Annotated in this window: 17 protein-coding genes; 8 read left to right on the forward strand and 9 right to left on the reverse strand. The window is 40.8% G+C overall.

Going from position 1 to position 20,695, the window contains the following annotated elements:
* Positions 1-94: 94 nt before the first annotated feature.
* The 3 genes from PHAL_RS0116390 to PHAL_RS0116400 are packed head-to-tail and all read left to right on the forward strand — an operon-like array spanning position 95 to position 4,789.
* Positions 95-2,380: a TonB-dependent receptor gene (locus tag PHAL_RS0116390; protein ID WP_016709514.1), complete on the forward strand. Its 2,286-nt coding sequence runs from the start codon at positions 95-97 to the stop codon at positions 2,378-2,380.
* A gap of 20 nt (positions 2,381-2,400) precedes the next feature.
* Entirely contained in the window at positions 2,401-3,594 is a 1,194-nt protein-coding gene (locus PHAL_RS0116395; RefSeq protein ID WP_016709515.1) for a Ca2+-dependent phosphoinositide-specific phospholipase C, read from the forward strand.
* A gap of 7 nt (positions 3,595-3,601) precedes the next feature.
* The gene (locus PHAL_RS0116400) at positions 3,602-4,789 is read left to right on the forward strand and encodes a Ca2+-dependent phosphoinositide-specific phospholipase C (RefSeq protein ID WP_016709516.1); all 1,188 of its coding nucleotides are present in this window, start codon (positions 3,602-3,604) and stop codon (positions 4,787-4,789) included.
* A 67-nt stretch (positions 4,790-4,856) separates the two neighbouring features.
* Here PHAL_RS0116400 and ssb read toward each other — a convergent pair whose 3' ends face one another.
* Both ssb and PHAL_RS0116410 read right to left on the reverse strand, forming a co-directional pair.
* Positions 4,857-5,555, reverse strand: coding sequence for a single-stranded DNA-binding protein (gene ssb, locus PHAL_RS0116405; protein ID WP_016709517.1), 699 nt, complete (start codon positions 5,553-5,555; stop codon positions 4,857-4,859).
* A gap of 20 nt (positions 5,556-5,575) precedes the next feature.
* The gene (locus tag PHAL_RS0116410; protein ID WP_016709518.1) at positions 5,576-6,943 is read right to left on the reverse strand and encodes an MFS transporter; all 1,368 of its coding nucleotides are present in this window, start codon (positions 6,941-6,943) and stop codon (positions 5,576-5,578) included.
* A gap of 165 nt (positions 6,944-7,108) precedes the next feature.
* Between PHAL_RS0116410 and uvrA the strand changes: the two genes are divergently transcribed.
* Positions 7,109-9,928 (forward strand): excinuclease ABC subunit UvrA, encoded by a 2,820-nt coding sequence (gene uvrA / locus PHAL_RS0116415; protein ID WP_016709519.1) that lies wholly within the window; start codon positions 7,109-7,111, stop codon positions 9,926-9,928.
* Positions 9,929-9,940: 12 nt separating this feature from the next.
* The gene (locus PHAL_RS0116420) at positions 9,941-11,002 is read left to right on the forward strand and encodes a hypothetical protein (protein WP_016709520.1); all 1,062 of its coding nucleotides are present in this window, start codon (positions 9,941-9,943) and stop codon (positions 11,000-11,002) included.
* A gap of 85 nt (positions 11,003-11,087) precedes the next feature.
* Here the strand turns inward: PHAL_RS0116420 and PHAL_RS0116425 are convergent, their stop codons facing one another.
* The gene (locus tag PHAL_RS0116425) at positions 11,088-13,283 is read right to left on the reverse strand and encodes a winged helix-turn-helix domain-containing protein (protein WP_016709521.1); all 2,196 of its coding nucleotides are present in this window, start codon (positions 13,281-13,283) and stop codon (positions 11,088-11,090) included.
* Between the two features lie 287 nt (positions 13,284-13,570).
* Here PHAL_RS0116425 and PHAL_RS0116430 point away from each other — a divergent pair, with 287 nt between their 5' ends.
* The gene (locus PHAL_RS0116430; RefSeq protein ID WP_016709522.1) at positions 13,571-13,843 is read left to right on the forward strand and encodes a hypothetical protein; all 273 of its coding nucleotides are present in this window, start codon (positions 13,571-13,573) and stop codon (positions 13,841-13,843) included.
* Positions 13,844-14,120: 277 nt separating this feature from the next.
* Here PHAL_RS0116430 and trpS read toward each other — a convergent pair whose 3' ends face one another.
* The 3 genes from trpS to rpe are packed head-to-tail and all read right to left on the reverse strand — an operon-like array spanning position 14,121 to position 16,528.
* Positions 14,121-15,125, reverse strand: coding sequence for a tryptophan--tRNA ligase (gene trpS / locus PHAL_RS0116435; RefSeq protein WP_016709523.1), 1,005 nt, complete (start codon positions 15,123-15,125; stop codon positions 14,121-14,123).
* Positions 15,126-15,179: 54 nt separating this feature from the next.
* A complete protein-coding gene (locus PHAL_RS0116440) occupies positions 15,180-15,845 on the reverse strand; it encodes an HAD-IA family hydrolase (protein ID WP_016709524.1) in 666 nt (221 codons plus the stop codon).
* Positions 15,845-16,528: a ribulose-phosphate 3-epimerase gene (gene rpe / locus PHAL_RS0116445; RefSeq protein ID WP_016709525.1), complete on the reverse strand. Its 684-nt coding sequence runs from the start codon at positions 16,526-16,528 to the stop codon at positions 15,845-15,847. The genes PHAL_RS0116440 and rpe overlap by 1 nt, the downstream gene beginning before the upstream one ends.
* A 332-nt stretch (positions 16,529-16,860) precedes the next feature.
* On the opposite strand from rpe, the gene PHAL_RS0116450 reads away from it, so the two are divergent.
* Both PHAL_RS0116450 and PHAL_RS0116455 read left to right on the forward strand, forming a co-directional pair.
* Positions 16,861-17,154, forward strand: a complete 294-nt coding sequence (locus PHAL_RS0116450) for a hypothetical protein (protein WP_016709526.1) — start codon at positions 16,861-16,863, stop codon at positions 17,152-17,154.
* A gap of 4 nt (positions 17,155-17,158) precedes the next feature.
* Positions 17,159-17,344: a DUF2970 domain-containing protein gene (locus PHAL_RS0116455; RefSeq protein WP_016709527.1), complete on the forward strand. Its 186-nt coding sequence runs from the start codon at positions 17,159-17,161 to the stop codon at positions 17,342-17,344.
* Here the strand turns inward: PHAL_RS0116455 and PHAL_RS0116460 are convergent.
* The 3 genes from PHAL_RS0116460 to aroB are packed head-to-tail and all read right to left on the reverse strand — an operon-like array spanning position 17,307 to position 20,673.
* Positions 17,307-18,158, reverse strand: coding sequence for a Dam family site-specific DNA-(adenine-N6)-methyltransferase (locus PHAL_RS0116460; RefSeq protein WP_016709528.1), 852 nt, complete (start codon positions 18,156-18,158; stop codon positions 17,307-17,309). The genes PHAL_RS0116455 and PHAL_RS0116460 overlap by 38 nt on opposite strands.
* Before the next feature lie 53 nt (positions 18,159-18,211).
* Positions 18,212-19,603, reverse strand: coding sequence for an AAA family ATPase (locus PHAL_RS0116465; protein WP_016709529.1), 1,392 nt, complete (start codon positions 19,601-19,603; stop codon positions 18,212-18,214).
* Positions 19,603-20,673 carry a 3-dehydroquinate synthase gene (aroB, locus tag PHAL_RS0116470; protein WP_016709530.1) on the reverse strand — a complete coding sequence of 357 codons (1,071 nt, stop codon included), beginning with the start codon at positions 20,671-20,673 and terminating at the stop codon, positions 19,603-19,605. Before aroB ends, PHAL_RS0116465 begins: the two co-directional genes overlap by 1 nt.
* Between the last annotated feature and the right edge of the window lie 22 nt (positions 20,674-20,695).

The raw sequence follows: 20,695 nt of genomic DNA on the forward strand, positions 1-20,695 counted from the left end.
ATAGATATCTATAGTTAAAGTATCAATCTTCATTTAACAGAACTGCAATCTTTTCCCCTGAGTATGGCCGCATCGATTACTGAGGAGTAACAAAATGAAAACCCAAATCAACACAATAAGTCACACTAAACTAACTAAACTCGCGCTGGCTATCACCGCACTGCTTGCAGCACCCAGCTATGCAGAAGCAGATAAAATCGCTCGCGCAGATAATAAAGAGCTAGAGCAAATAGTTGTAACAGCTCAACAAAAAGAGCAACTAATCACAGAAGTGCCAATTGCACTTACCGCCTTCAGTGGTGAAAACCTAGATAAAATGGATATCACTGACCTTGAGCGTGTTTCTTCCTTAACACCCGGCTTTTTAGCTCAACAACAAACTGATAGCTCACCAAGCTTTATTATCCGCGGTGTTGAAGCAGCAAACGCAGGGGCTGCTGCAGAACCCACGATTTCCATTTTTTATAATGGGATTGATTCTTCGCGTTCACGCAGTGCCACAAAAGAACTCTATGACATTGAACGCATTGAAATTGTGAAAGGCCCACAAGGTACTTTATTTGGTCGTGGTGCATCAACGGGTGCTATTGCGATCCATACGAAAAAAGCGAATACCGTTGAATCAGGCGGTTTTTTAGAAGCTAAATTAGGCAACTACAACTTAACTAGCCTAACTGGCGCATATAATGCTGCTGTCAGTGATGAATTTGGCATTCGTGTTGCTGCAAGTAAACGTACGCGTGACGGCTATGCCTACAACCTTGGCGACCCAGACAACAAGCTTAACGACGATGATATGTTTGCAGGGCGTATGTCGTTACGCTGGTTACCACATGATGACGTTAATATTGATTTTATTTTTGACTACCAAAACGATGGTGATGGCGATGCCATGACTAAATCAATTGTACTTGCGTCACCAGATGGTGATACCTCACCGTTTTCTGATGCTGGTCAAAATACCTATGACCGCGAACAAGCTAGACGACAATCTGGTTATACGTTATTAGCTGATTGGGATTTAAATGAAAACTGGACGGTATCTTCATTAACGGGTTATCGCCAACTTTGGTTTCAAAATTCCTTTGATGTAGATGGTACGACCTATGATGCTTATCATGTCCTTGCTTTTGATAACCAAGAAGCTTTTAGCCAAGAAATACGTTTTGCTTATAATACTGACAATGCAACCTATACCTTTGGCGGCAGTTTTTATAGTGATAAATCTGACTCAGGCACTGACTTTGTTGTAAACGAACAATATTTATTAGGTGGTTTTCCGACAAATACGACGCCATTACCAGCATTGCCAGTCGCTCCCAACGTATCGGTACCATTAAACACCGGGAATGTTTCAAGTAGTGTTATAGGTAATGACCGCGATAGCCGCTCAATATTTGCTAATTTAAATTATTCAATTACACATAGTTTAGTGCTAGATGCTGGTCTTCGTTACACGTGGGACACTGCCAAGTTATCAGAATCTGCTAATCCATATACTTTAGATGGTACCCCATCATTCGTTATGCCAAATGGCATGTTTGGCGGTAATTCATTTGGTGAAACCTATACTACAGAAGCTGATTTCGATATGCTCTCTCCACGTTTTGCCCTGACCTACCACTTAAACGATACCATGAATGTGTATGGTGGCATGTCTATCGGTAAACGCTCTGGTTACCCTGATATAAATATCACCAACCCTACCCCTACGACAGTCGATCACACAACCAGTACTGTCGGTAATGAAACACTAATTTCTTATGAAGTGGGTGCTAAAGGCCAAACCAATAATATCTATTTCGATATGGCACTTTATACATACGAATATGAAGACTTCCAGACAATGAGTTTAGATATTACCGAAGGGACTGCTAACGCAGGTAAAGCCAAGGCGTGGGGTTTTGAAGGCGTGGTAAGCGCAACCTTAACTGACTGGTTAGAAGGCTTTGTTAATTACTCTTACATAGATACTGAATACGTTAACTTTGTCGATACTTTGGATGGTGAACAAGTTGACTTGTCTGGAAATCAATTTCGCCTTGCGCCACAAAACACCTTCAGCATTGGCTTAGATGCTCGCCAAGCAATGGGTGGCAACTGGGAAGTCTTTGCTAATTCTCGTTATTCATATCGCTCTGATTACTTCTTTAATAATGACAACTTAGAGACTGAGCGCCAAGAAGCCTTCGGTCTACTCGATTTAAATCTAGGATTTGAAAACTATAGCGCAGGTTACAAAGTCGAGCTCTATGTAGAAAACGCCTTAGATAAAGAGTGGAACCGTGACATAGGTAACGCTGGTAAGTTGTTTGGTTCAACGACTGCTATTCGTGCTAATCCACGCTTCTACGGCATCCGTTTTCGTATGGACTTTTAGTTAATATTAAGGATAAAACCATGAAACTTAATTCAATGACATTAGCAGCATTAGCGCTTACAGCCTCATCTGCAGTAGCGAATAACACTGCTGAAAACACATTAAAAATAAATCAAATTCAAGTAGTAGGTACACATAATAGCTATTCTCAATTTGTTGAGCCAAAACTATTAACTATGTTCGATAAACCAATTGAACAAAAGAAATCTGAATTCATAAACAATATGAGTGAAGAACAATTTAAGCAGTTTCAAGAAGAGCACCCAAACCCAATCGGTTTTGCTGAAGGCCTAAACTATAGCTACGACTCACTAACAGAGCAACTAGATGCAGGAATGCGCTCTTTAGCAATCGACATTTACCGTGATCCAGAAGGCGGGAAATTTTTAAAACCTGCAGGCTATGAGTTACTAAAATCAAAAGGTGTGCCTGAGTCGACATTGTTACCACATGATAAAACTGACTTAGATAAACCAGGACTAAAAGTACTGCACGTAGCTGATTTTGACTTTAGATCAAACTGTAACTTGTTTACTTCCTGCTTGCAGGAATTAGCTGACTGGTCAAATACACATCCAGATCATGCACCTATATTTATTATGCTTGAAGCAAAGGGTCGATCGGTAATGAAAATGCTTCCGGGAGCCGCCAAAATATTACCGTTTGAGCAATCCGCATACACTGAAATGGACAACAGCATTATTAAGGTATTAGGAAAAAATAAAGTCATTACCCCTGACGATGTGCGTGGTAACTATAAAACCCTTGAACAAGCCGTTAAAGCTAATAACTGGCCAAGCTTAGCTGACAGTAAAGGTAAGTTTGTATTTTTACTCATTGCCGCAGGTGATACCTCAGACCTCGCTAACTATATCGAAGGGCGACCAAACCTTGAGGGCCGCATGGCATTTTTACGCTCAACACCTGGGCAAGCTCACTCGGCCTTTATCTTGTTTGATAATGCCATCGTCCGTCAGCAAGAAATTCAAGACTTTGTAAAACAAGGCTACTTAGTACGCACTCGCTCAGACATCGAAACCTATGAAGCCAAAGTTAATGATATGACTCGTGCTAAAGCCGCTTTCAGTAGTGGGGCACAAATTATTTCTACCGACTTTTATAAATCTGGGAATCCATACGGAACTACTTACAAAGTACATTTACCACTTGGTGCTGAGTATTTATGTAACCCTGTTAATGCAAAATGTGAGTAACTAAAAAATGAAAAAATACCTACTTGCCCTGCCAGCTATTATGCTGGCAGTAAGTTGCGCCAGCACCATTGAGACTGAGCACGGGCTAAAGATTAACGAAATCCAAGTATTAGGAACCCACAACAGCTATTCTCAGTTTGTTGATCCAAAATTACTCAGTGTATTTGATAAAGCTATTGAAGCAAAAAAATCAGCGTTCATGGAAAACATGAGCAAAGAACAATCTCAGCAATTTCAAGAAGAGCACCCTAGTCCAATTGGCTTTGCTGAAGGCTTAAACTACAGCTATGAATCATTAACAGATCAACTTGATCATGGCGTTCGCTCACTTGAGATTGATATTTACCGCGATCCTGATGGTGGTAGATTTTTAAAACCTGCGGGTTACGAGCTTTTAAAGTCAAAAGGTGTGCCTGAGTCAGCACTATTGCCTCATGATAAAACCGACCTCGAAAAACCAGGTTTAAAAGTGCTACACGTAGCAGATTTGGACTTTAGATCTAATTGCAATTTATTTACTGTGTGCTTGCAAGAACTTGCTGACTGGTCAGCAAGCAATCCAGATCACGCACCTATCTTTATTATGTTAGAAGCAAAGGGACGAGCTGCTATGGATGCCCTACCTGGGGCAACAAGTGTTTTACCTTTTGAACAAAATAGTTACGCTGAAATGGACAGCAGTATTGTCAATATTATTGGTCGAAATAAGTTAATAACCCCTGATGATGTTCGTGGCCATTATCCTACTTTAGAACAGGCTGTACGCGCCAAGAACTGGCCTAGCCTTGCCAGCAGTAAAGGCAAGTTCGTATTTATGATGATTGCTGCAGGTGATACATCAGACTTAACACATTACTTAAGTGGACGGCCGAACCTTGAAAAACGCGTGGCTTTTTTACGCTCAACACCTGGTGAAAAACATGCCGCATTTTTGTTACTTGATAATGCAAAAGTTCGCCAGCAAGAGATACAAAAGTACGTTAAACAAGGTTACTTAGTTCGCACTCGTGCAGATATAGAAACCTACGAAGCTAAAGTAAATGATATGAGCCGCGCTAACGCTGCATTTAGTAGTGGTGCACAAATTATATCAACCGACTTTTATAAAGCTGGCAATCCCTATGGTACTGACTATAAAGTAACGCTGCCTAACAGCGCTGAATATCTCTGCAATACCGTAAATAATCAGTGCTGATTTGAGTTCAAACGAAAAAACCTCGCCAGTGCGAGGTTTTTTTCAACATTTTTAAATTTGTCTTTGGTTAAAACGGGATATCGTCATCAAAGTCAATGGGTGGTTCCATTGGATTTGATGCGCCGCCTTGTGGGGCATTTTGTGGTTTAGGTGCAAAACCGCCTTGTGGTTGGCCGCCACCTTGTGGAGCATAGCCACCACTTTGGTATTGATTATTCTGTTGTGGAGCTGGCTGCTGGCGAGCGGCAGGAGCTTGTTGTGGAGCAGGCGCATAACCACCACCACTTTGTTGTGGTGCACTTTGTTGATAACCACCACCTTGTGGAGCGCTTTGCTGTTGGCCGTAACCACCTTGAGATTGGCCGCCTTGGCTTTGTTGTTGACCACCTTGGTAGCCACCACCTTGCTGATCGCCACCACGTGCGCCTAGCATTTGCATTTGCCCTGTAAAGCCGTCTACTACGATCTCAGTGGTGTATTTCTCTTGGCCTTGTTGGTCGGTCCATTTACGTGTTTGTAATTTACCTTCAACGTAAATTTGTGATCCCTTACGGCAATATTCGCCGACAATTTCAGCCAATTTGCCAAAAAATACCACACGGTGCCATTCTGTTTTATCAACCATTTGACCGGTGTTTTTATCTTTATAGCTATCAGACGTTGCTAAGGTAATATTCGCTACACCATTGCCATTAGGCATATAACGTACTTCTGGATCTTGACCTAAATTACCAACCAAGATTACTTTGTTCACACCGCGTGCCATGGACCTTTCTCCTATAAACGTTATATTAAACCAGCCACTTTACGGGCTTGGTCTAGGTCAAATTCTTTATCATTAATCTTTAAATAGCTACGATTTTCATCGCATACTACCGTTGCTTCAATTACACCTGGTAAAGCAACTAAACGAGAAGCAAGGGTTTGCGCTTGCTGCTCATTACTTAATTCAGTCATTAAGCTTATCATTTTACTTCTTGGCGGGACTTGCATATTCCACGCAAGGATAAGCCATATTAACCCAACAACTGCGGCTGCGGCAAACACTGCTTGTGCTGTTGTTGATTGCGCAACGTAACCTCCTAAAATACCACCTAAAAATGCCCCAAAAAATTGCCCAGATGAAAATACTCCCATCGCCGAACCTTTTTGGTTTGCTGGTGAAAAACGCGATACTAATGCAGGCATAGTCGCTTCTAGAAAATTAAACGCCACAAAATAGGCCAACATGCATAATGCCATACCTAAAATACTATCAACCCATAATGCCATTGCAGTCATACTCAGTGTTAACAAAGCAATTGATGCGATAAAGGCCTGCTTTTCTTTTTCTTTACGAATGGCGATGATCATCATCGGCGCCATTAACAAAAAGCCAAAAATCAACACTGGGATATATATTTGCCAATGTGCTGATGCAACAAGGCCATTAGCAATTAATTGACCAGGTAGCGCCACAAAAATAGTGGTTAGGGTTAAGTGCAGCAACATGATCCCCATATCTAAACGTGCTAACTGTGGGTGTTTAATTAGTTTTTTAATATCTGTAAAGCTGGCTAGGGTATCGCCTTTGGGCGCTTTATTAACCGCTTTGGGTACTAAGAATAATATAATAAAAATACCAAGAATAGCCAGCGCTGCCGTCAACCAAAAAATTCCAGCAATACCCCAAGCCGCAGCGACCATAGGGCCTAGTAACATAGCAACAGCAAAGCTCATGCCGATACTCATACCGATAACAGCCATCACTTTTGGTCGTTGCTCATCACGGCTAAGATCGGATGCAAACGCCAGCAATGAACTGGCAATCGCCCCCATTCCTTGCAAAGCTCGCCCAACGGTTACCATTTGTAAAGAATCTGCGGTTGCAGCAATCACTGACCCTAGCGCAAACACACACAAACCACCTACAATAACTTTTTTACGGCCAATTTTATCTGATAGCCAACCCATAGGGATTTGCAACACCGCTTGCGTTAAGCCATAAGCACCAATCGCAATACCAATCCATAACGGTGAAAATCCAGCTAAATCTTGTCCGTAAATTGCCAGCACAGGCATTAACATAAATAAGCCAAGCATACGAAATGCAAACACACTCGCGAGCGATACTGCGGCGCGTTTTTCTCGTGAATTAAGTGAAGATGCTGTCATGATTCGCGTGTTCTTGCTGTCTATTAAAATTCGAGCAGGGATTCTAGCACAAGCTTAACAAGAAATAATCGTTTCAAACTGATGATTTTTTCATTGATCAAGGATTAATCTTGCTGCGTATTATGAGATACTCAGTAAATCAATTTGGTAATGAAACGAGATAGCATGGAAAACATTGAAGTCCGAGGCGCCCGCACGCACAATTTAAAAGACATCAGCCTAACCATTCCCCGTGATAAATTAATTGTTATCACCGGCCTATCTGGTTCAGGTAAATCGTCTTTGGCATTTGATACCTTATATGCAGAAGGGCAACGTCGGTATGTAGAATCTTTATCGGCTTATGCCAGACAATTTTTATCTTTAATGGAAAAACCTGATGTTGATCATATTGAAGGGCTGTCACCGGCAATTTCAATTGAGCAAAAATCAACGTCACATAATCCTCGCTCCACCGTTGGTACCATTACCGAAATTTATGACTATTTACGTTTAATGTTTGCCCGGGTAGGTGAACCACGTTGTCCTACTCACGATTTACCACTAGCAGCACAAACAATTAGCCAAATGGTCGATACTGTCTTGGCATTCCCTGAAGGTAGCAAACTGATGCTACTGGCTCCGGTAGTAAAAGAGCGTAAAGGTGAGCATGTTAAGTTATTAGAGCAGTTAGCCAGTCAAGGCTACATTCGCGCCCGTATTGATGGCGAAGTATGCGATCTTTCCGATCCTCCAACCTTAGAGCTACACAAAAAGCACACCATCGAAGTGGTTGTCGACCGCTTTAAAGTGAAAGATGGCTTACAACAGCGTTTAGCTGAATCGTTTGAAACCGCGCTGGAATTGTCTGCAGGTGTGGCTACCATAGCCTCAATGGATGATGCAAATGCTGAAGAATTATTACTGTCAGCAAACTTTGCCTGCCCTACCTGTGGCTACGCGATGACTGAGCTTGAGCCACGGTTATTCTCATTTAATAACCCTGCTGGCGCATGTCAAAGCTGTGATGGTTTAGGGGTAAGACAGTATTTCGATCCTAACCGCGTTATTCAAAACCCGGAACTCAGTTTATCTGGTGGCGCAATTAAAGGTTGGGATAAACGCAGCTTTTACTACTTTCAAATGCTGCAAGCGGTTGCTGAACATTATAAATTTGATTTGGAAGTGCCGTTCCAAGAGCTAAGTAAAGAGGCTAAAAAGATTATCTTAGAGGGCTCTGGCAGCACTAAAATTGCATTTAACTATCGCAACGATCGTGGTGATTTAATAACGCGTAACCATGAGTTTGAAGGCGTGCTCAATAATATGAACCGTCGCTATCGTGAGACTGAGTCAAACTCGGTACGCGAAGAACTCGCTAAATACCAAACCAGTCAAGCCTGCCCTAGCTGTAAAGGCTCTCGCCTTCGCCAAGAAGCACGTAGTGTATTTATAGGGCAAACCAACCTGCCAGCAATAACCACCATGAGTATTGGTGAAGCCATGGACTTTTTTGAAGGTTTAAGCTTAACCGGCCAAAAAGGTCAAATTGCTGAAAAAATACTCAAAGAGATCCGCGACCGTTTATCGTTTTTAATTAATGTTGGTTTAAATTATTTATCTCTTGAACGCAGTGCTGACACTTTATCCGGTGGTGAAGCACAGCGTATTCGCTTAGCAAGCCAAATTGGTGCAGGTCTTGTTGGTGTAATGTATGTACTTGATGAACCTTCTATTGGTTTGCATCAGCGCGACAACGACCGCCTGTTAAAAACGCTTATCCATTTACGAGATCTCGGTAATACCGTAATTGTCGTTGAACATGATGAAGATGCGATACGCGCTGCCGATCACATTATTGATATTGGCCCTGGGGCTGGTGTGCATGGTGGCTATGTTATTGCTCAAGGTACGCGGGATGATATTTTAGCCAGTGAAAAATCAGTTACTGGGCAGTTCTTATCGGGTAAACGTAAAATTGAAGTGCCAAGCGTTCGGCATAAAGTTAACGACAAATGGCTAGAGCTATTTGGCGCGACAGGTAATAACCTCAAGAATGTTGATTTAAAAATTCCTTTTGGTTTGATGACTTGTATTACCGGCGTATCTGGCTCTGGTAAATCAACCCTTATTAACGACACCTTGTTCAAGCTCGCGCATACCGAGTTAAATGGTGCAACCACCGCAGAAGCTGCGCCATATAAAGAAATTAAAGGCCTTGAGCACTTTGACAAAGTGATCGATATCGATCAAAGCCCAATTGGTCGTACACCGCGTTCAAACCCTGCAACGTATACGGGTATATTTACCGGTATTCGTGAGTTATTTGCCGGCACTCAAGAGTCACGTTCGCGTGGCTATAAAGTGGGTCGATTTAGTTTTAACGTTAAAGGTGGGCGCTGTGAAGCCTGCCAAGGTGATGGCGTAATTAAAGTAGAAATGCATTTTTTACCGGATGTTTATGTGCCGTGTGATGTCTGTAAAGGCCAACGCTATAACCGCGAGACGTTAGAAGTACAGTACAAAGGCAAAAACATTCATCAAGTGCTAGAGATGACCGTTGAAGACGCACACGACTACTTTGACAAAATCCCAGCGATTGCACGTAAGCTAAAAACCTTGATGGATGTAGGCTTGTCATATATTCGCCTCGGCCAAGCAGCTACCACACTCTCTGGTGGTGAAGCACAGCGAGTTAAACTTGCCCGCGAGCTATCCAAGCGTGACACTGGCAAAACCTTGTATATTTTGGATGAACCAACCACAGGCTTGCATTTTGCTGACATCGAGCAGTTGTTAGTTGTATTGCATCGCTTACGTGACCACGGTAATACCATTGTGGTGATTGAGCACAACCTTGATGTGATCAAAACCGCTGATTGGATTGTTGATTTAGGCCCTGAAGGTGGCGCGGGTGGTGGTGAAATTCTCATTGCAGGCACGCCGGAAGAAGTGGCTGAATGTGAGCGCTCACATACTGGTCATTACTTAAAGCCGCTTTTATAAGTTAGGAAAAATGTGCAACGGTATCTAAAAATAATCAAATGGCGTGCTAATAAACAGCTCAAGCAACAACACGCAAGTTGGCAAGTGCAAGCAAAGCGTATTTTTAAGCGCGGCCAAGCTATTTGGTTTAATTTAAGTACCGCACAAAAACTGTATTTACTCGCATTGGCCAGCCTCGTTGTGTTGCAATCAGGTTGGCTTTGCACGGCCTTGAGTATTATTGCTTTAATCGTTGAGTTTTGGCCTAAGTTTAATCATCTCTGGCATTCACTTGCCGGTAAAGCACTGATACTAATTTTTTACGCAACGATAGCCAACTTTGTGCTCGCCAGCGCTAGCGGTATTGTTAACGAAGTCACTATGGTGTCGGCGAGCCAGTTAAATTACACTCATAATTTTGCAACCTTAATTTATTTACCGCCATGGGCACTGGGGATCACTCTTGCCACATTACTTGCCCTGCAATTACTTTTACCTCTGTATATTCTCGCCCTGTTGTTGATCAAACCTTTTGGTTCTGATCGCATCAAATTCATCACACAGAGTTATTCACCTTTATTAACAGCTCTACTGCGCTTCGTACTTGCAAGCGTGGTGATCCTAAATATATTTTCGTTTGTTGATGGTAAGCCCACAACCGAAGTTATTGATGATATAACAATCACCTTTTCTCAAAGTCAGCAATTATCTGCCAAGCCAAAAGCACAACAAGAGCAAGCGATAGAGCAAATATCAGAAAAAATACAACAACAAACTGAGTCTGAACAAGAAACTGACAAGCAGCCGCTAATCACTCTCGACGCGACTTCAGAAGGCGATACCGATATTTCTAATGCTGTCTATTCTTTCCTTGATACTAAAGGCTATTTTGAACGCAGTAAGCGCCTAATCGCGATCTTTGCTTACAGTTTTGAAGCAAATAGCTACTCACGCTGTAAAAAATCCACAAATACCAAAGTTGTCGAATTAAATGATTACGAAATTGTCGAAATAGCCTTAGATAACAGCAAACCCTATGGCTATAGCTTTACAGTAAAAGCCTGTGACTCCGCAGGAATAAAGGCACCGCAGTAGCTAACTACCAACCCAAAAAGTAAAGCCGCGCTTGTTAAATCAAGCACGGCTTTAGTTATATCTATATGTGTCAGGCAGCTAAATCCTACCAACTGACTAGTTTTATTTGTGTATCTTTCACATCTCGGCGATTGAATAGCAGCTCATTATTATCGGTGACATTAAAGGCAAACGACTTGAAATCAACATGCGTTTCTTCAAGTGCGTGGCTGGTTAAATTAAAGCGAGCTACTCGCGAGATACCATCACTAATATATAAATACTCGGCATTAATTGCATGAAACGAGGTGCTACGGGCAGCATCAGGAAGCTGCCAACGTGTATCATCCGCAAGTCGGATCAGCTCATCGTTGGTGACAGCATAACTGCGCCCTTGGTTATCGTTAAGTAATGCATAAGGGGCAATATCATTACGCTTAGCCAATTCACGGGTTAACAAATTAAATTGCCATAATTGATAACGTTTATCCTGCTGTTCAATTAGCCATATTAGCTCGTTATTATCTGACCATGCGTAGCTTGCAACTTTTAATCCTTTTAACTCCGCTATGCTATGCAGCTTTTTCGCTTCAATATCAAAAAAGTTGAGCTGTTCATTAATTTTGAGTAATAAAAACTTGCCATTACTGGCCATTCTTACAAAACCAAAATCAGGCGTACCATGCTGTGCGGTGAAATTACTTATTTGCACTTGTTGGTCACCTTGCTCGAGCCAAATTTGACCATTGCCTGAGCGGCTAGAAATAAACAATGTGCTGGCTTGCTGTCCACTAAGCAGCGGCAATGCATTGTAGTTATTACCTTCTGATTGGTATAAATAATGCCCTTGCATCTGTAGCGAAAATAAATCAGTGACTTTAAATATCGACAGCTGCTGGGTTTGTGCTGGCGAAAAGTAAAAACTATTAGCGGATTGAGCCGCTATATAATAAGCCGACAGGTAAGGTGATATTTCACGAACCGTATGGCTACCATCAACAACATTAATAGTCGTTAGGCGGTCATACTCTGAAACAAACACACGGTCTTCATTAGGTAGCCAATCAAATGCAAAGCTAATTCCTTTTGACTGCCCCTGAAAAAAGCGCTTTATCTCTGTCGTCTGTAAGTTGTAAGTAAAAAAGGAAAATGGCTGACCTTGCAATGATTGAATATAGCCTATGTATTTACCTGATGATGAAATACGCGGCATCAATACCCCATACAATATGTCAGAGCTTGGAACTAAAGTGGTTTCTTTCTTAGTGTGAGTGTTATAGCGTAAAAGCCCAGCGCCACCTTGCTTGTCTTTAAATTCACTGAAATATAAGAATGTACCACTTTCATCCAGTTGCGCATAACCGGTATAACGTAAGTCGCACTCACGAATAACCCGCCCCGCGGTAGGATTTAAAAAGTCACTAATATCAACCAGTACCATTAAGCATTGCTGCTCAGATAATTTTGTTGCCTGCAACAATACACTATGCTGCTTAAGCTGCCATGACAAAATAGAGACATTGAAGTCTTGGTAATGCAACTCTATTTCTCGTTGATCGGCGATACGCTTAACAAAGGCATGGGGTTGCTGAGTAGTTAAATCAGTATTACTGTAGGCCAAATATTGCTTATCAAAAGAAAGAACTGGTACCGCTTCTGCGCCTACATTCCATGTGCTTGGGATAATTGTTGCGGTTGTTTTTATGATCTCACCTTGCTCAGGTGGATGCTGCTTTGTGTTGTTCATCACCAGCCAACTGACAATTACAGTAATCAGCACAAGTAACAACACGCCAGCAACTACGTAAAATTGTTTTGATTTAGTGTAACTTGTCGCTATTACTTGGCTACTAGTACTACTTTCTGCAAGCACCACATGGGCAATTTCTGAGTCGCTCTTTATATCACTTACATTTGTCGCATTAAGACTTACCTCACGAACATGATCAATAGAGGTCATAGCGTTCGGCTGATGCTGTGGTTCATTTACAGCTAGTGGCGTGGCAACCACAGTCAAGCTATAACCTTTGCGATAATGAGTTTTTAATAATGGGGCTTTTTCAATAGGGTGAGAAAGTTGCTTGCGTAGCTCTGAGATTGCACGATTAATCGCATTGTCATCAACAAAACTTTGCTGCCAAACCTGCTCTACTAATTCTTGACGGGCAATGATCTGCTGAGGCTTACTAATAAAGTGCATTAGTAATTTAACAAGTAACGGATCTAACTCTCGTTCTATATTACCTGCAACAACCACACAACGGTTTTTAATAAATTGCCAAGGTCCGATTTGATAATTCATAAGGCTTATTTCTTTTTTTGTATCTACTAACCCTAGCACAGGGACGATTATTTATGTAGTTAAACCTTATATTGCAATATAAGGTTTAACAATAAGACATTGATTTAAAATAACAATAAATAAAAAACTATTATCAATTAATTGCTCATAACTAGATAAGCGACTTTATTAAATTTCAGGGCTATTCTTATCACCGTCAACAGCAAACGGTTCACTGCTAATTTAATCGCAGCCAATATTTGCAGTTAATAGTTAACTTAAAGTTTAAAAATTAAAAGGGTTCAATCATGAAAAATTTAATCAAAAAAACATTACCAGTATTTTTAATCGCCGCTACTTTTGGTACTTCTTCAGCAATGGCAGCAGGTAACCCTGAGCTAGTTATGCAACAACTAGGTAGCTTACATATCTCAAAATCTGTAGTACAACAAGCGCAAGCGAAAGAGCAAGCATTCGAAAATGGATTAGATACAAAATTAGATGTGAACTTGGAAAAATCAATGGACGAGCTACAAAAACAAATTGATAAAAAGTTAGCTGATAAACTAGACAAAGCCTAGTGCGCTATAAAAACGCCGCATACATTGTCTATTATACCAATCGTGTTAAGTTACTGACCATTTATAGCGACAGATAAATGACGTGATAACAAGGCGTAAATTTTGACATGTAGTTGTTCTACATGAAAAATTTATAACGCAGTTAGCGCTTTATTTAGCTCGCTAGAATGGTTAAATATTTAAGTCGATTGGTATTAGTACAACAGCCACACTTTAAAAGTAAAAAAACCGCTTTAGAATATTATTCAAAAGCGGTTTTTTGCAAACTAAAGCTAAATTATGGGCGAGGTATGAAGCCTAATGCCTCGTAAACCGATTTTAAGGTCACCTCAGCGCGTGCACTGGCTTTTTCAGCGCCGGTTCTCATGATGGTATCAAGCATAGTTTGATCTTCACGAATTTCTTTAAAACGCGCTTGAATTGGTTCAATCATGCTCACCACTGCATCGGCCGTATCTTTTTTCAGATGACCATACATTTTATCTTCGTATTCAGGCACTAACTCTTCAATTGAACGTTTAGTGGCTACTGACATTAGCGTTAATAAATTTGATACACCTGGTTTTTCAGTACGATCAAAATAAATACGTGCCTGCTCGTCTGAATCAGTTACTGCTTTTTTCAGCTTTTTCTCAATCTTTTTCGGCTCATCTAACATCATGATAAAACCATTTGGGTTTTCATCTGATTTAGACATTTTCTTCAGCGGATCTTGCAAGCTCATTACGCGTGCACCAAACTCAGGAATGTAAGGTTCAGGAATAGTGAACACTTCGCCATAAACGTTATTAAAACGCGTTGCGATATCACGAGTAAGCTCTAAGTGTTGCTTTTGGTCATCCCCCACTGGCACTTGTGCCGCTTGATAAAGAAGAATATCTGCCGCTTGCAGTACTGGGTAAGCAAACAAGCCCACATTGACGTTATTAGTATTCTTGGCTGACTTGTCTTTAAATTGGGTCATGCGGTTCAGCTCACCCATTTGTGCATAACAGTTTAATACCCAACCTAATTGAGCATGTTCAGGCACTTGTGATTGCACAAATAGTGCAGCTTTTTCAGGGTTAATTCCACACGCTACGTATAAAGCAATACCATCTAACACGCGCGCTCTTAACAATTCAGGGTCTTGGCGTACGGTAATGGCGTGTAAATCGGCTAACATAAAGTGACTATCATATTCTTCCTGTAGCTTTACCCACTGGTTAATAGCACCAACATAGTTGCCTATTGTCATCCCACCGGTTGGCTGCATGCCACTTAACACTACTGGTTTACTCATGATGTTCCTTTATATTACTAAAATAAAAAATACTAAAATTAAAAATGCAAGCGCTTACCTTTGGCTAAGCACAGGTATTATATCTAAGAATGTATCACAGAGGTACTGCGGATTATAATCACTGAGGTTTTCACCTTGGTTATAGCCATAACTTAACGCAATTACATCAATATTGGCAGCTTGAGCAGCTAAAATATCACTTTTTGAATCACCTATCATTATTGCCTGGCTAACAGCTACATTTAATTGCTGACAAGCAAATAAAAGCGGCTCAGGGGATGGCTTTTTAGCCATGTCGTCACCACAAACTATCACTTCAAAGTGACTTGTTAATGCGAGTTTATCTAATAGTTTTTCTGTGAAGCATCGCGCTTTATTAGTGATCAACGCTTTTGGTACTCCACGTAATGCCGCAAGGCCAGTTTCTACGTGTTGATACAACACACTGTATTCACCAACAATTTGTCCATAATGACCGTAAAACAACGTAATTGCTTTGTCAGCAAGTACAGCGTCTAAATGCTCACTCACTTGCATATCACCACTTAAACCCCGTTTTACCAAAGTTTCAATGCCATTGCCGACCCAGCTTTCCACCAAGCGCTGACTAACAATAGGAAAAGCCAAGTCAGATAAGGTCAGATTCATAGCGATATATAAGTCATAAACGCTATCAACTAAAGTGCCATCTAAATCAAATAAAGCAACCTCGTACTTCATTACTTAACACCTTTTAACTGTTCACGCATTTGCTCTATCACTGCTTTATAATTTGGCTGATTAAAGATTGCGGAACCTGCTACAAACATGTCCGCGCCAGCTTGAGCCGCAGCGGCTATATTGTCGACTTTAATCCCGCCGTCCACCTCCAAGCGTATTGCACGACCTGAGTCATCTATAATTTTTCGCGCTTGACGAAGTTTCTCCAAAGTATGGGGAATAAAGCTCTGACCACCAAACCCTGGGTTTACCGACATCAGTAAAATCACATCAAGTTTATCAATCACGTGTTCTAAATAGCTTAAGCTCGTTGCGGGATTAAATACTAAGCCAGCTTGGCAACCATGGTCTTTGATCAACTGTAAAGTACGATCAATATGTTCACTCGCTTCTGGGTGAAAGGTAATAATTGACGCACCAGCCTCTGCAAATTGCGGAATTAAACTATCAACAGGTTTAACCATTAAATGCACATCAATAGGCGCTGTGATGCCATAATCACGTAGCGCTTTGCAGACCATAGGGCCAATTGTTAGATTTGGTACATAGTGATTATCCATGACATCAAAATGCACTACATCTGCACCTGAGTCTAAGACACGCTCAACATCTTCGCCCAAGCGCGCAAAATCAGCAGATAAAATAGAGGGAGCAATCAGATACTTTTGTAGTGTTTCTAACATAAACAATCCTTAGAGTGTATTCATAAATGCAACTAAGCTGATTTATAAAGCCTTGATACGCCTAATGTAACAAATAACCTGAAGGCGGGAAAATAAATCTGCAATATATTGTACGACATTCAATAATGAGCGAAACAACCCATAAATTTAAGCTTTAACTCTATTTAATTAAATGCAACGGTTAAATTTCAAGCAACTAAATTTAAACATTATTTTTACCTTAAGCGTTTAATTTTATTAAAAATTTATATTTATTAAGGGTAAATTAAGTTTGTTATTTGAGCATTTTTTATGTATGCTCTAATGAGTTACATTATTATGGATTTAGTCAAATGCGTGCTTTTAAAATCGGGATCTTAACTGCGGCTGCTATAACTATCGCTTCTATAAGCTATTTTTCAAAAAGTGATGATGCCTTTATGGCAGCAAACGATTGCCAATGTAGCTCTGGACACCTCACTATTAATAATGCTACCCAATGCATGAAAGTCGAACAAGAATCAAGTTGGATGTCATGGCTCACCGGTGAAAGCCGTAGTGCACAGTTTCATTATTTAGATTTACTTGAGTTACTAACTAGCTCAGATGAACCAAAAAAAGCGCGTTCACTTAGTCCGCGGTTTTAATTAAATGCAACAGCTGCTGAGTGCTATGCAAAGCGTTATTGCAGCATTCTTCGGCGTGCAGTCTGAAAACAAACGCCGTTCTGACTTCAAACAACACTCGCCACTGAGTATTATCATCATCGCAGTTATATTATTTACTCTTTTTGTTGCCGCTATTTATGGCGTGGTGACTTGGGTGCTAAATACATAGCCATTAACTCATTTACTTTGTTACGCGAGCCACCTTTAGGGCTAATCGTGCGTTTAACTTGAATTTCTGCCAAGCTCGCTTGGCTATAAATTTTGCGAGTCCAGACCGTATCGTGGTTTGAGATCAATACAGGCGTTTTATTTTCAAATGCAGCCTGCTCTGCTAAATTTGCTAAATTGGCCTGATCATCTAAATTAAAACCACCTTTAGCATACGAGGTAAACGAAGCCGTTTTGCTCAAAGGGACATACGGAGGATCACAATAGATCACCGCATTATCTGGAACTAATTTAAATACGTCATCATAACCTAAACAAGTAAATGTGGCTTGTTGTGCTTTCTCGGCAAAAATATACATTTCATTTTCTGGAAAGTAAGGACGCTTATACTTACCAAATGGCACATTAAAAATGCCTTTCAAGTTATAACGACATAAGCCATTGTAACCATGGCGATTCATGTATAAAAATAAAATAGCTCGCTCATAAATATCATTACTTTGATTAAACTGTACGCGATAATCGTAATACGCGTCAGCTTGATTATTTAAATCAACAAATAACTTTTTAGCGTCACTAATAAATTCATCAGGTGAGTTTTTTAGTTCGTTATAAAGATTGATTAGATCAGCATTAATATCATTGAGGATGTAATGTTTAAAATCGGTATTTAAAAATACCGAACCAGCGCCAACAAACGGTTCAACTAAGGTATCAGCATGCTTACTCGCTTCATTTAAGCGCGTGCTAATATCTTCAACTAAGCTGTATTTTCCGCCAGCCCATTTAAGGAAGGCTCTGGTCTTTTTCTGCATCGGCTCTTTACTTCAAACTGGTGTGCCGCGATTTTACACTAATCAAAGTAAGTTTACTGATCTAGTAACGCGATTTCTTGTTTTATTTTACTGATTTTTTTATAAAATGGCTTATTTTTACGCACTGTTTCAGATAAGTTCGATAACGCCTGTTGCGCACTTTTTAAATTATCATAGCTACCATAAGTGACTAGCCACCACACTTTGCCATTTCGCCTTGTCTGGTAAACTTTAGCAAGTGACTGCAAGCCTTGCTCAACCACATACTGCTCGGCAACGGCCTGTTGAGTTACCGCTAGTAGCTGGATCACAAGCTGCTCATCGGCCTGCTGTAAATACCAGCCATTATCAACTGGCAAATCTGCTGCGCGACTCGCTTTCGAGTCAACATCATCGGCTAGACTCGCAATAACATCAACTGGCTCTGCTGCAGGCGCTAAACTATCGAATATTGCCGCAACATTGTTCTCTTTATCTAAACTTTCTTTAGTTAAGCTGTCTTGGGCAGGTTTTTTCTGTTCAAGGTTGTCTTGAGAAGGATTTTCCTTCGACTGCTCTCCCTGTTCTGACTGAGTTTGTTGCTCGGCTAATTCAGCATCAGTAAGGTTTACTGCTGAAGAACTCGTTGCTAATGCAGGCTCTGCAACTGGTTGCTTTAAGGTGGCCACTGGAATCGCTGTCGACACCGAACTGTCTGGTTGTTGCTGATAAAAATCTTGCCACCAACGGGTCATATCCGATTGATATAAAAAACCAATGATCAACAGCATTATAATTACCAACAGCGCAATCAAGTGTAAACGCCAAGATACTTTATCTGCTACTGCTACTTTTGCAGTATGTTGCGTAGGCTGCCATGCTAATAATAGGCTCGGGTTACCATGCGCTTCTTGCAAAAAGGTTTGAAAAACAGGATCTTCATCATATGGTAAATCAGGAAAATAACACTGCATTAACTGCTTACTTTCAGCAATAGACAAGGGCTCTAAATGAAGTTCAACGGCTTTATTAAATTGCCCTACCGATTGCGATGCCAATAAAATATAAAGCGTTGTTGGGCTGTGCTGAGCAAGTATTGTTAGTTCTTGCACCATTTCTTCAGACAAATGCCGACCACCATCTAGCACCCACAAGCAAGAGCCACAGTCTTGCTGTTTTGCTAATTGGTAAAAGTTCTCTGACAAACTTAGATTTTGATCAATCAATGGCGAGCGAAAGCTTTGTTCAAGTAGCTCAGACATTAACTGGCTATCTGTCATGCGGGCATGTAACTGCACAAATGATTTATTAAAATCACTATATTTATCAGTGATAAAGGTTTCTAGAAGGTAACTTTTACCAAGCCCTGAAGGGCCTAATAAGACAATGAGATTTTGCCCATATTCAAACTGTAGGGCAATCCGATCAACCAAAGCCGCACGGCTAGGTAAGATTTGCGATTGCATTAGCGCCCTATTAAATCTCTAACCTGTTGATCAGAGACGTCATCAACCAGCGCACATTGGCCAAACTCAGTAGGAAGAATAAAACGAATTGTACCTTTTTTATTCTTTTTATCTTTACGCATGTGATGTAAAAAGTGTTCGCTGTTCATCACATCAGGAATATCACACGGTAGGTTGTACTGTGCAATTAATGTCACAATTCTTGATACTTGTTCCACAGTTAAATCTCCACGAGTATGTGCAAGTTTTGCAGCTAATACCATGCCGGTTGCCACCGCTTCACCATGTAACCATTGCCCATAACCCATTTGCGCTTCAATAGCGTGTGCAAATGTATGCCCTAAATTCAGCAAAGCACGTAGGCCCGCTTCTTTTTCATCTTGAGCAACGATCAGAGCTTTAATTTCACAACAACGGAAGATCACGTGCTGGATAGTTTCTTCATTCAAAGCCTGTAACTGCGCGATGTTAGTTTCAAGAAAACTAAATAACTCAGTATCGTAAATTAAGCCATATTTAATAACTTCAGCCATACCAGCTGCAAACTCACGAGCAGGGAGTGTATGCAGTGATTGCGTATCGATAAAAACCGCTTGAGGCTGATAAAACGCCCCTATCATGTTTTTACCTAAAGGATGATTAACTGCCGTTTTTCCACCAACAGAAGAGTCAACTTGTGATAGCAATGTAGTAGGTACTTGAATAAATGGTACGCCGCGTTGATAGCAAGCCGCCACAAAACCGGTTAGATCACCAACAACACCGCCACCTAAGGCAATTAAACAGGTATCTCTACCGCAGTTGTTTTCAAGTAAAAATGCTGAAATTTTCTCAAACCATTCCAGTGATTTATATTGCTCACCATCAGGAATAATAAAACTTAGTGGATTTAAATCAGCTAACAACGCCATTGCATCACTTAGGTATAAAGGTGCAATGGTGTCATTAGTGATAATGATAGGCCGACAATCACCAATATGATGACGTAGCCTGTCAGTCTGTTGAAGTGCAGATTTTCCAATATAAATAGGATAACTTCGCTCGTCTAAATTAACTGTTAATTCAAGCATTGCTAGTATCCTTTCTTATTGG

The organism is Pseudoalteromonas haloplanktis ATCC 14393, from assembly GCF_000238355.1.
Taxonomy (GTDB): Bacteria; Pseudomonadota; Gammaproteobacteria; order Enterobacterales; family Alteromonadaceae; genus Pseudoalteromonas; species Pseudoalteromonas haloplanktis.

Bases quoted from the DNA above. Each gene is read 5' to 3' on its own strand.
- PHAL_RS0116390 (WP_016709514.1), top strand. From the start codon at position 95: ATGAAAACCCAAATCAACACAATAAGTCACACTAAACTAACTAAACTC.
- PHAL_RS0116395 (WP_016709515.1), top strand. From the start codon at position 2,401: ATGAAACTTAATTCAATGACATTAGCAGCATTAGCGCTTACAGCCTCA.
- PHAL_RS0116400 (WP_016709516.1), top strand. From the start codon at position 3,602: ATGAAAAAATACCTACTTGCCCTGCCAGCTATTATGCTGGCAGTAAGT.
- ssb (WP_016709517.1), bottom strand. From the start codon at position 5,555: ATGGCACGCGGTGTGAACAAAGTAATCTTGGTTGGTAATTTAGGTCAA.
- PHAL_RS0116410 (WP_016709518.1), bottom strand. From the start codon at position 6,943: ATGACAGCATCTTCACTTAATTCACGAGAAAAACGCGCCGCAGTATCG.
- uvrA (WP_016709519.1), top strand. From the start codon at position 7,109: ATGGAAAACATTGAAGTCCGAGGCGCCCGCACGCACAATTTAAAAGAC.
- PHAL_RS0116425 (WP_016709521.1), bottom strand. From the start codon at position 13,283: ATGAATTATCAAATCGGACCTTGGCAATTTATTAAAAACCGTTGTGTG.
- PHAL_RS0116430 (WP_016709522.1), top strand. From the start codon at position 13,571: ATGAAAAATTTAATCAAAAAAACATTACCAGTATTTTTAATCGCCGCT.
- trpS (WP_016709523.1), bottom strand. From the start codon at position 15,125: ATGAGTAAACCAGTAGTGTTAAGTGGCATGCAGCCAACCGGTGGGATG.
- PHAL_RS0116440 (WP_016709524.1), bottom strand. From the start codon at position 15,845: ATGAAGTACGAGGTTGCTTTATTTGATTTAGATGGCACTTTAGTTGAT.
- rpe (WP_016709525.1), bottom strand. From the start codon at position 16,528: ATGTTAGAAACACTACAAAAGTATCTGATTGCTCCCTCTATTTTATCT.
- PHAL_RS0116450 (WP_016709526.1), top strand. From the start codon at position 16,861: ATGCGTGCTTTTAAAATCGGGATCTTAACTGCGGCTGCTATAACTATC.
- PHAL_RS0116455 (WP_016709527.1), top strand. From the start codon at position 17,159: ATGCAACAGCTGCTGAGTGCTATGCAAAGCGTTATTGCAGCATTCTTC.
- PHAL_RS0116460 (WP_016709528.1), bottom strand. From the start codon at position 18,158: ATGCAGAAAAAGACCAGAGCCTTCCTTAAATGGGCTGGCGGAAAATAC.
- PHAL_RS0116465 (WP_016709529.1), bottom strand. From the start codon at position 19,603: ATGCAATCGCAAATCTTACCTAGCCGTGCGGCTTTGGTTGATCGGATT.
- aroB (WP_016709530.1), bottom strand. From the start codon at position 20,673: ATGCTTGAATTAACAGTTAATTTAGACGAGCGAAGTTATCCTATTTAT.